Raw genomic sequence first — 10470 nt, forward strand, 5'->3', positions numbered from 1 at the left:
CCTTTATTTCGCGTGGCCTTTACCTAATATCTTTTTAAGTGTGCTTTGAGGAAGGCCATTTACTATTAGCGCGGCTATCATCAATATTGCACCGGCCATAACCATAGGCAGCAGCGTTTCTTTAAGCAATATCACAGAGCTTACATAACCCACTATCGGCGTGAGTGTACTAATAAGAACAATTTTATCTGGGGGTAATTTAGGCCCCGCCGCTACCATGAGGCCAAAACCGAGACCCGTTGCCACTGGCCCAATGTACGCCAATAGTAACCAATCGCTTATATCGTAAGCCCCAAAATTAGGTGTTGGTTCAACTATCAGTGCAATAGCAAGCATGGCGAAACCTGCGATGGTAAACTGCCAGAAGACAGCTTCAATGACGCTTCCCTTCCACTTATGAAAAGACACTCTTCGAATAGCGACCGCCCACAATGCAGATGCCAGCAACATACCAAAGAGCGGTAGCCATGCGCCCGGTTGTCCCGAAGCAAATAAAATCATTGCACAGCCAATGGTAGATATACCGGTTAGAATTAATCGCTTAGAAGGCGGACGTTGCCGATACCATAGAGTGTCGATAAGCAGCATCCAAAGCGGTGTAGTGTAAATAAGAATACTGGCCGTGCCGGCAGGAATAAACTGCAGTGAGACAGTAATAAGCCCCATTGATAGGATAAACTGGAAAAAGGCAACGACAAACACCACCGAGCGATCTTTACGATTGAGCACCGGTAAACGTTTTTTGGTGATAAGTACAAACAGCGCGAGTACCGGAAGGCTTAACAAGAAGCGCAAGCACACCATCCATACAGGCCCTACAATCTCAAGCCCTAATTTCATGCCTGGCCAGTTAAGTCCTAAACACAACACCGCAACCAAAAGCATTTTAATGCCTTTTGATTGCTCTTTTTCCGCCACCGATGATGAAGACATGCGTTTTAAAAAATCCAATTACACGAACTGCGTTAAGAGAAGTTTCTACCGCCTGGTAAGCTGAATGTAGGCGGAGAATTTTGAGGGCGCAAATATAAGTGAATTAGCAAGGGATTAAAACCTTCCTGACCGTGCAAAGACGCCAATTTATCGACCAAATGGTCAACTTTTTAAAACCTTGTGGAAACTTTGCTATACGGGTGGTTAATCACTGATAAACACTATGACCTACAGGTACAATGCAACAGACAGCAGCTTCCGCTCCCCTTTTTCTATTTTGCTTACGCTGTGCATGTACTTATCTGGCCGAAAAAAGTAAATGCGGTTAAAGAGATTAAAGATGACTTTCTCTGCCCAAAATTGACCGCCGCGCTTCGGCTTTTTTAGTACTACATTAAATTTAAAGTAACGCCCGCTGCCCATAGGGTCATTATGTTCTAACACGCTATGACCCTCTTTGTAGGTAACCACATTTATAGCAAATCGTTTTGATGAGATTAAAGCCTTGTTGAGCACTTTAGCCATGCTATTTCTACCTTAGGTGAAGAGAACGTGTTCTAATTTAAACACGCACGGCTATGGTCTGGAAGCGTATGCTGAGTTCAGATAATGCTTTGATATACGCGAAACGTATATGCCTAGGATTACAAACACTAGGCTAAGGTGGGATTTGTCCACTTCATGATTTTAGCGTTTTCTTTTTGTGCGCTGTTTCCATTACTCTTGTCATGCCCGTCATCATTATTTTTTACGGTGTAATAATTTTTGCGGGTTTCTATATGCTGAAACCCCGAGCTCTCATAAAGCGCAATAGCAGTATGGTTACTTTCACGCACTTCTAGCCACATTTCACGCATTGCATTTTTTACCGATGTCTCAATGACAAAATCAACTAAAGCGCGACCTACACCCTTGCCTCTTGCGCCACTGTCTACCGCAATATCCATCAGCGTAGCTTCATCAACGACCTCAAGCATGATGGCATAGCCAACAATCTTGTCATTTTCAAAGGCAAACACCCCGTAATAGGGTTTCGTGAAACAGTCTGCGAAGGTACTTAGTTTCCAAGGCGACACTTGTGCCTCTTGATGGATAGCATGCGCAAGTTCAATGTGCTCGTTAAAGCCTTGTGGCGGTACGATTGTTAACTTCATCGACGCGACTACTGGCCGTTAGCTGAATGGTTTAATTCGCGTGCTGCGCTGATAAGCTGCGCCCACAGCTCCCGTTTTTGCACAGCTGTGAGTTTAAGCGGTGTGGCTGGCAATATAATGGCCGTTTCGGTTACCGATAGCGTACGGCCAATCATTATGGTGCTAGCCCACTGTGACGGTATACCCAACTGAACACAGGCTAGCTGTAAGTCCTTCAGCCATTGCTGTGATTTTGCTTTCTGTTCGGCACTTAACGGGATACCTTCAGGCGATACCGGCCCTTTTGCGCCAATAGACTTTGTTAAAGACTCTTGCGAGGCAACCGCATTGTCGTAAGACGGCGAAGTGTTGTGTGACTGTGAAGCACCTGTTTCGGTTTGCCCTACTTTCCCGTCATTGTGCGATGCGCCAGGTGTGGAAAGTTTTGCTGCCCCGCCGTCTTTAGGCTTAGCCTTATCTTTCGCGCTACTGCCAACATTTGCCCGCAACTGAGCAAGCCGTGATTGCTTTTCTTCTTGAGATATTGGCGTTGAAGGCGGCTTATTGGTTTGAGCGTTTTGGCTGTAGGGTAACTGTGTCGATGAACTAGTTGTACTGCCGACGTTGCGTTGTGCTGCATTGGCGTTGTTTTGTTTCGCTTGGTCTTCCTGCTTTAGCTCAGTGTAGGCGTCTTTGGTGATCCAAACAGGGATCCCCATTTCCTGTAAAACCGCCTGCTGATATGAAGTAAGAGACATTGCGTAAAAACACCTAACGTGAATAGTTCATTGTATTTGTTTAGTTTACTAAAGTTGCAGGCTTGGTTGAATAACTATCGCGTTCTTTTGCTCGGGTTGCACCTGCTGTTTAATGCTCAAGCGCTAATTCATAAGCGTTAATTCATAAGGGTTATTCGCGAATTTATAATGCCTGACCCTTGGTATAAGAGGAAATAAAGCAGCTGCAGCAAATTAAGCACTAGCAACAGAAACCAATAAAATTTAAGAATAATTGAAGAAGAATTTAACAAAGAAACGATTTAGGATTTGAACGTAAACGTTCATAAGAAGAGAAAGTGGCAGGGGTGGAGGGACTCGAACCCCCAACCATCGGTTTTGGAGACCGCTGTTCTACCAATTCGAACTACACCCCTAGCGCGCTGTGCATTATACGGATGACATTAAAAAGGTAAAGCCTTTTTATCACTACCATGCACTGCATGCTTAATTAACACGCAATGCGCTGTTTTTTCAATCGAATAACACCAAATAGGCTTTATCCATCACCTGTGTTTTGTCTTATTGCTCGCTTTTAAACCGACTTCTATGCAGCGTCACTTTTAAATGCGGAGCAGTTTATGCCAATTAGACCTTATTGGCGTTAAGCGCAGCAAACCACAGGTCATTAGTGATAGCGACAATCTCGGTGTGCAGATCAAATTTCGCTATCGCGTCGTGCTCATCGATATTCATTAGCTTGGCGTAATGCTTAACGAGCTCTCTACTTTCATTGATTTCAAGTTTATTGATAAGGCAGCAACTTGCTAAATCGAAGTAGCGGTTTCCCATGGCGGCATATTCCCAATCAATAATCTTGAGTGAGTTATCTGCGCTCAGTAATAAGTGATTAGTTAGCAAGTCATTATGACATAACACATAGTCGTCATCGTCTTGTTCACTTTTTATTACTTGTTTCCGCAATGATTGGGCTTTTAGATAAAGCTCACCGCTCATATCGAGCTGTGCAACATTAATATAATGCTGCCATCTTGATGCTAAATCTAATGGCCTAGCGGTAATGGGCAAAGAATGAATACGAGCGAGGGTGTTGGCCAGCTCAAGCATTGAAAGCGTCGCACTTTCACTGTGCTCTAGCCACTGCTCAACCCAGATGGTTTCATCATCGCTTAACCATATAGGTTGCGGCGCTACTCCCAACCTATAAAGCTGTTGCTGCAAAGCAAATTGGTGCGCACGATTAACCCCACTAAAGTCATCATCGCCCATCCATTTCACCGCTAAGTCGACAGGGTTATGATCCGATTTTGGTTGCCCACTACTTTGAAGGTTATTTGCAATCAAGGGTAACTGACTATCTGCGAGCTCTTGAACGCGGTAAACGTGATTTACCGCTCCAGCAGGGTGTGACAAAATTTTCGCACTGTCACTAAGATTAAGCGCCTTTTGCAGCGTGGCGATGATATCCAACCTGTTCACCTTGTTTTTTATATTGTACTAGCCACTGGTAATACCCAAATACCGCAAAACCAACGTAGCCTAAGAACAGGCAAGCAGATAATGCATAACCCACTTGCAGGTATAAGTATGCGGACGCTAAATTGATGAAAAACCAATAAACCCAGTTTTGCAGGATTTTATGCGCCACCATAAATGTTGTGACTACACTCAATAAATTAATGCTCGCATCTAATAGTAGGTACTCACTATTGAACTGTGAGCCTGCCACCTCAGACAGAACCCAAGCGAGCAATAACATACTCGGCACAATGAGCAAATGAGCCCAGAACGGCCAATGAAGCACTGGCTTAACATCGCCATCTTCCGCCCCTTTCGACCACTGATAATAACCGTATCCCGCCATTATCATATAAAAGAAGTTAAGCGCAGACTGAAATGGCAAAGTCACCTGCCAAAATAGCCAGGTGTAAATTGCGGTACTCACAAAAGCGCACAGCCAACACCAGCTGTTCTGTTTTGCGGCTAACAGCACATAGGCAATAGCGAGGACAACCGCTACCCACTCTAAAAGCGAAGTAGCGGCAATTTGTGAGGTAAACTCAGAAAAAAAGTTAGCCATTAAGATGATTTTCTAGATTGCATGGCATCAAAGTTTAAAAACTTAGCAACGAAAATAGCCTGCCCCACTTCTTCATGGGTCCTTTGCATTTCTTCGCCAAGTACTTTCATAACCACGCCATAGTCACCTGTAACCTGCGTGCTGGTTGAGCTTGTTGAAACTGCAATATCACTATAGCTATTTAACCTATCAATGAAATCTTGAATAGGTGGAATGTATTCGTTAACCAATGGGTACAACGACAGTTCAACCATAACTTGCATGTCTGTTTCCTTTTATTTTAAAACGCGTACTTAACAGTAACGCCAAACTGACGACCGTTACCTATTTGGTAATATGGCTCATCGAAGGCATACTCATCGCGAGGGTCGTTGCTGAAACCACCGAATCCACGGGTGTAGTACTCACGATCAAAGGCATTTTGTACCCACAGTGATGTCTGCCAATCACCGTGTAACACCACAATCTCCGAATTAACCAGCGTAGTACTTGGCGAGGTTACATCATGGCCGTCAGAAAAACGGTATTCGCTTTTGTAATCTACATCTACACGCCAGAGCATGTTATCTGTAAGTGCGTACTCACTATACAGGTTTGCGGTCCACTTAGGTGATTGAGCCTGCCTTTGCTCAGACACTTCAGTACCGTCTGCAAGCGTATACCCTTCAAAGGTAGCGCTTAGATATCCAACACTTGCATCTAGCTGCCATGCATCACTAGCAATCCAGCTAAGCTCCAGCTCGGCTCCTTTGTTTGTTCCTAAATCAGCATTATCAATAATGTCTACGAACCCTGCCGTACCGTCATCACGAGTGATAACGTCAAAATCGCTCACCTGAGTATCTTTTCTATCCATATAGAAAATTGCAGCACGAGCAATTAGGTCAGGCGTAAGTAATGGGCCCTTTACACCTATTTCGTAGTTCCAGTTATATTCTTCGTCGAAGAATCGCTGATTGTCATTCACGCGGCTGTCGGGGTTAAAGCCTGCACCTTTATATCCGCGTGAAATACTGCCGTAATAGAAGTGATTGCCCTGCGTATACTGAAGCGCGACTTTCCCGCCTACCATGGTGGTGTCGAACGCGCGAGTAAGTTGGTTGTTATCAGCGTAATCAAAATCGTAGTTTTCTACTCTTAACCCTGCTACCAGTACTAAATTTTCGTTCAAACGACTTTCAGTCTGAGCATAGATAGCGGTCGTCGTAGGCGTGTATTCACTGGCAAAGTCACTATCCAAATAAGTGTATTGACGTAGCAGCTTTTCTTCCGTGCTTTTATAAAACACGCCTATTGTCCAGTCAGTCATACCATCAAAAAGTGCGGCACTGTCAGACGACACGAAACGCATCTCGCCGGTCTGTGTTTCTACATCGCGATAATAGGCGTCAAAAGACGTGTAACCCCACGGGTGAAACCCTGTGAATGTCCAGTCTTCATCGTAGCCATAAGCAATATTGTGAGAAGCATGGGTGGCAATTAGAATAAAGTCGCCCGCTGCTGTATTGGTTGTAGAGCGCGCGCTAACAGCGTGGGTTTGGTGTTCGTCAAATCCTGGTTCATCAGACAGCGTTTTGTTGTCATTGTCTAGCGAGAATGCATCGTAACCGTTATCGATATCGTACCAGCGATAAGTAAGTGCAAGTGTGGTTCGCTCATCTACGCTGCCTTCAACGGCAAAGCGCAGTGCGGTTTCATCGATATTCGCGGTATCGCTTCTATTCAAGAACGTATTTTCTACAAAGCCATCACTGCGATTATGAACCAGCGCAACACGATAGCCCCAATCCGTGTTGATATCATCACCAGTGGCGCCTTCAATACGGTAACTCTCTTTGTTCCCAATGCGGGCTTCAACGTAGTCTGGGGCGTCGCTACCCACGTCATTACTGGAGAGTTTAACCGCTCCGGCCAATGCACCTGTGCCGTATAAGGTAGCCTGAGGTCCGCGATATACCTCTAGTTGTTTAGTATCAAAAATAAGACCTGCCGCAGCAAGGCCTGAAAAATCAAATTCATCGACGATAAAGCTTACAGAAGGATTGATAGGCTCGGCGAACTGACTACGCTCTCCAATACCGCGAATTTGCACGAAGCGGCCGCGAGACGCACCAGCTGCAAAGTTTACGTTTGGAATACTGTTTAGCACACTGTCGATATGGCTCGGCTGTCTACTGCGAAGACGCTCTTGATCTAAAATGGTCGCGCTAGCACTTAACTGGTCGAGTGTAGTTTGACGAAAATCACCAGATACGATGACGCGCTCAATATCTGATGGCGTGCTATCTGAAGTGTTACTTACATTGGTTTGTTGCGCATAGGCCGCAACGGAACTAGCAAGCAGTGAAAGTGTGAAAAGTGTTTTATACATGGGATCTCTTATTCTTATTTAAGAAAAAAGATCCGGGTCTAACGGCAGGTGATAAGGCTATATTGTGAACCATCCCTACGCCGGTATTATCCGGATCAGGTTTAAGGGTTCCCACGAATGTGGATCTCAGACCGAAAACGGACACCCCTTGGTATAGTGTTGCGCGGCTAAAACTAGCAAACTCAACTTCTGCGACGGAGTCTACCAGTTCGATACACGCCGTCAAGCAGATAAGACGTTAAGCTAACGTAAGGTTTTATATATGATATAAGGCGTTGAAAGCTTAGGGCTATTCAGCGTCAATATTCATATTTAGGCGACGTACTTCATCGTCAGTTTGTGCTTTTAAACCTTCCAACGTTTTGCCGTGTGCGGTTGGTTGACGCGTATCAGGGTCAACCTTTACGAAAACGATATCGTCTGCAAAACAGATGGTTTTCTTGGTTGCTTTGTTGCGTACCAAGCAGCTTACGGTAATAGACGTACGGCCTACAGCTTTAGTTTCTAGACCAAACTCTACGATATCACCCTGCATAGCCGGTGATTCGAAACTAATTTCACCAATATGCTTAGTTACCAAGCAATTAGTTTCTAGCTGACAAATAGCCCAAATTGCAGCTTCTTCGTCTATCCATTCTAACGCGCGGCCACCGAACAAAGAATTGGCGTAATTAAGGTCGTTTGGCATAACTAGACGCCGAGAAAGAAAGCGCATTCGAATTCCTCATAATAAATCGCTACTATAGCGTTAGATTATACCGAAAAAACTGATTCATGGCGCTAACTCAATTACGCGAATGGCTATTAGCCCCCTACTTTGAAAATAGCGGCGAAAATGGCTGCAAAAAAAGCTCTCACGCTTCACACTTATCAAACGTGACTTGCCCGCTTCACCGGAGAATGCTTGTAATATCTGGCAATGATGATTTTTGTGAAGCTGCCATACGTAGCGTTCAAGCCTTTGTAGATGAAGTTTCATCTATAAGCGTTGTGAATTTTGCTGGCGATACACTTAAGGGAAAGAACCGCAAACAAGTACTGGGGAGCGAATGTGACATTGCCACATTAGACTGTCGCGATTCATTCAAACCTGGCGACGTGATGGCAGTGGCGGGGATCGTTAAACGCAGTGGTTGTTTAATACTTATTTGCCCTGCATTGAGTGAATGGGTCAACAATATTTCGGTCTCGTTCCTGTCGGAGGGGTTTACGCTTACACAAAGTCGATACCTCGAACGCTTTATAAAGCACCTGCGTAACAACGACTACGTGGCACTTCACACTGAAGAAAAAACCACACTTCCAGATACGGCTATGTACCGCATTAGCCAAGGCGTAACGTCAAACGTCTATAGAGGCTCACTATTTAAATCAGAAGAGCAAGAGCAGGCATACAGTCGTTTATATCAAGCACACTCACTTAATAAACTAAACGCGCTGATTACCGCCCCAAGAGGCAGAGGCAAGTCATCATTATTAGGTATATTCATTGAAAGCCTAATCAGACAGGGTAAAAATGTACTATTAACCAGTGAACGCTTTGATAATGTGAAGAACGTGCTTTCACGTATTCACCAGTACGAAATAGCAGGTGTCAGAACACAACAACCATCCACCGCTAACATTCAAACCCAACTAATCCTTGGTGATAAGAATGAGGCAGCGACGTTTGGCAGTGTAAAATGGGTGCCCCCTGACAGTGCCTTGTTATATACCACAGAAGATGAAAAGTACGACGTTGTAATTGTTGATGAAGCGGCTTCAATCCCCCTCCCGGATGTATACCGGATCATAGCCAACCACAAGCAGTGGGTGCTTAGTACTACGCTTTTGGGTTATGAAGGTTCAGGCAGTGGTTTTATTCACAAACTCATCCCTAGTTTACCGCCATCAGCTATCCATTTAAGACTATCAACGCCGTTACGATGGTTCGAACATGATCCCATTGAAGCCTTTTTCAATACGACTTGTTTATTTGAGGACAGAGATGCGGCGCGCAATATTGGCGAGATTAATTTCAAAAACAGTATTAACCCACCGATAGATTACGATTTTTCCATAAGTTCGTTTAAAAGCATTTCCGAAGAGGCGCTTCAGCAAATAATGTCGCTACTTTCATTAGCCCATTATCAAACTACGCCCGATGATTTTATGCGCTTGATGGATAGCCCTGATGTACTTGTTGCCATACTTAAATTCAACGACAACGTGATAGGTGCTGCAATCATAAACGCTGAAGGTAGCGACTACCTGAACGATACCGCATTGGGGATTGCGTCTGGAAAGCGTCGTCCTAAAGGGCATTTAGGTGCACAGCGACTTGCTCTGTTGTCTGCTGATGCAAAAACAGCAACGTTTAGATATTGGCGTATTAACCGTATTGCCGTCGATACGCTTGCGCAGAGTAAGGGTATGGGCAGTTACTTGCTACAAAGAGTTAGTGATGAAGCCAAGAAGCAAAGTATTGACGCTATCTGTACTTCTTATGGAACGACACTTAAGTTAGACAGTTTTTGGACAAGAAATGGATTTGAGATTGTAGACTATGGGCGAAAGCCTAATAAAGCCAGTGGCGAAACCAGTGCACTAGCGTTATATCCTCATTCCAACAGAGCAAAAAAACTGCTTTCTGAATTGGTAGCGCTAAAAGAGAGCTTTAAATTCGATAACCAGTTAGACAACGTGCCCATTAGCATACTGACAATCTATGTAGAAAAGTTAGTACATTTTACCCAAGGCACACGCACTTTAGATGATGTTTGGCCGATATTACATAAAATTGCGCGTTATGCAGAGACTCAGCCTACACCAAGCGCAAATACTCAACTGAACAAGCCAAATAACACAATACTGTATACGCTATGGCGTCTTGTTGAAATCATTAACACGAAGCGCTTTCTCAGAAAAGTACTTACACATTCAGATATGAATGCGAAGCAACTTGTTTCTACATTTAACAAAGAAAACCTAAAAGCAAGTGGGTTAAAAGAAGTCACTATTGTTATAAGAGAAGCACTTCTGCCTGCTTTCAAATAATAGAAAGTCTGTAGCCTGAAAATACAAATAATCAGCTTGGCGTAGAGCCACTATACCTGCGTTAACAAGTCGCGATTACGAACATTTTAATTCTAGCAGAGTGGGTAATGACCTATGCGGACTGGTGTTAAAGCCCTATAAATAAAATCCCATTCGAGAAAAGCTCACTTACTAAATTAA

General features: G+C 44.2%; 10 protein-coding genes, 1 tRNA gene and 1 riboswitch. Of the genes, 1 reads left to right on the forward strand and 10 read right to left on the reverse strand.

All coding sequences use genetic code 11. From position 1 onward, the window contains the following. Window positions 1–3: 3 nt before the first annotated feature. The 10 genes from ACFI6J_RS16940 to ACFI6J_RS16985 form a co-directional block, all read right to left on the reverse strand. The gene (locus ACFI6J_RS16940; RefSeq protein ID WP_014948714.1) at window positions 4–933 is read right to left on the reverse strand and encodes a DMT family transporter; all 930 of its coding nucleotides are present in this window, start codon (window positions 931–933) and stop codon (window positions 4–6) included. 228 nt (window positions 934–1161) lie between these two features. Further along, the gene (locus tag ACFI6J_RS16945) at window positions 1162–1458 is read right to left on the reverse strand and encodes a hypothetical protein (RefSeq protein WP_014975948.1); all 297 of its coding nucleotides are present in this window, start codon (window positions 1456–1458) and stop codon (window positions 1162–1164) included. Between the two features lie 128 nt (window positions 1459–1586). Next, window positions 1587–2087: a ribosomal protein S18-alanine N-acetyltransferase gene (gene rimI / locus ACFI6J_RS16950; protein ID WP_239245497.1), complete on the reverse strand. Its 501-nt coding sequence runs from the start codon at window positions 2085–2087 to the stop codon at window positions 1587–1589. 8 nt (window positions 2088–2095) lie between these two features. Continuing rightward, entirely contained in the window at window positions 2096–2824 is a 729-nt protein-coding gene (locus ACFI6J_RS16955) for an alanine acetyltransferase (RefSeq protein WP_348670623.1), read from the reverse strand. 318 nt (window positions 2825–3142) lie between these two features. After that, window positions 3143–3219: transfer RNA gene (locus tag ACFI6J_RS16960), tRNA-Trp, on the reverse strand. A gap of 211 nt (window positions 3220–3430) precedes the next feature. Continuing rightward, the gene (locus ACFI6J_RS16965; RefSeq protein ID WP_156086082.1) at window positions 3431–4273 is read right to left on the reverse strand and encodes a phosphotransferase; all 843 of its coding nucleotides are present in this window, start codon (window positions 4271–4273) and stop codon (window positions 3431–3433) included. Further along, entirely contained in the window at window positions 4239–4883 is a 645-nt protein-coding gene (gene pnuC / locus ACFI6J_RS16970) for a nicotinamide riboside transporter PnuC (protein ID WP_039226441.1), read from the reverse strand. Before pnuC ends, ACFI6J_RS16965 begins: the two co-directional genes overlap by 35 nt. After that, window positions 4883–5146 (reverse strand): hypothetical protein, encoded by a 264-nt coding sequence (locus ACFI6J_RS16975; RefSeq protein ID WP_014948708.1) that lies wholly within the window; start codon window positions 5144–5146, stop codon window positions 4883–4885. The genes pnuC and ACFI6J_RS16975 overlap by 1 nt, the downstream gene beginning before the upstream one ends. Window positions 5147–5163: 17 nt before the next feature. Beyond that, window positions 5164–7254 carry a TonB-dependent receptor gene (locus tag ACFI6J_RS16980; RefSeq protein WP_156078056.1) on the reverse strand — a complete coding sequence of 697 codons (2091 nt, stop codon included), beginning with the start codon at window positions 7252–7254 and terminating at the stop codon, window positions 5164–5166. A 55-nt stretch (window positions 7255–7309) separates the two neighbouring features. After that, window positions 7310–7413: riboswitch (TPP riboswitch) on the reverse strand. Between the two features lie 130 nt (window positions 7414–7543). After that, window positions 7544–7969: an acyl-CoA thioesterase gene (locus ACFI6J_RS16985; RefSeq protein WP_012517742.1), complete on the reverse strand. Its 426-nt coding sequence runs from the start codon at window positions 7967–7969 to the stop codon at window positions 7544–7546. A 59-nt stretch (window positions 7970–8028) separates the two neighbouring features. On the opposite strand from ACFI6J_RS16985, the gene ACFI6J_RS16990 reads away from it, so the two are divergent. Continuing rightward, window positions 8029–10290: a tRNA(Met) cytidine acetyltransferase TmcA domain-containing protein gene (locus tag ACFI6J_RS16990; protein WP_348670624.1), complete on the forward strand. Its 2262-nt coding sequence runs from the start codon at window positions 8029–8031 to the stop codon at window positions 10288–10290. Window positions 10291–10470 lie beyond the last annotated feature (180 nt).

Source organism: Alteromonas sp. G4i13 (assembly GCF_054960505.1).

What these genes read in the sequence shown, in the direction of transcription:
- ACFI6J_RS16940 (WP_014948714.1), bottom strand. Translation starts at nt 933, where the DNA reads ATGTCTTCATCATCGGTGGCGGAAAAAGAGCAATCAAAAGGCATTAAA.
- ACFI6J_RS16945 (WP_014975948.1), bottom strand. Translation starts at nt 1,458, where the DNA reads ATGGCTAAAGTGCTCAACAAGGCTTTAATCTCATCAAAACGATTTGCT.
- rimI (WP_239245497.1), bottom strand. Translation starts at nt 2,087, where the DNA reads ATGAAGTTAACAATCGTACCGCCACAAGGCTTTAACGAGCACATTGAA.
- ACFI6J_RS16955 (WP_348670623.1), bottom strand. Translation starts at nt 2,824, where the DNA reads ATGTCTCTTACTTCATATCAGCAGGCGGTTTTACAGGAAATGGGGATC.
- pnuC (WP_039226441.1), bottom strand. Translation starts at nt 4,883, where the DNA reads ATGGCTAACTTTTTTTCTGAGTTTACCTCACAAATTGCCGCTACTTCG.
- ACFI6J_RS16975 (WP_014948708.1), bottom strand. Translation starts at nt 5,146, where the DNA reads ATGCAAGTTATGGTTGAACTGTCGTTGTACCCATTGGTTAACGAATAC.
- ACFI6J_RS16980 (WP_156078056.1), bottom strand. Translation starts at nt 7,254, where the DNA reads ATGTATAAAACACTTTTCACACTTTCACTGCTTGCTAGTTCCGTTGCG.
- ACFI6J_RS16985 (WP_012517742.1), bottom strand. Translation starts at nt 7,969, where the DNA reads ATGCGCTTTCTTTCTCGGCGTCTAGTTATGCCAAACGACCTTAATTAC.
- ACFI6J_RS16990 (WP_348670624.1), top strand. Translation starts at nt 8,029, where the DNA reads ATGGCGCTAACTCAATTACGCGAATGGCTATTAGCCCCCTACTTTGAA.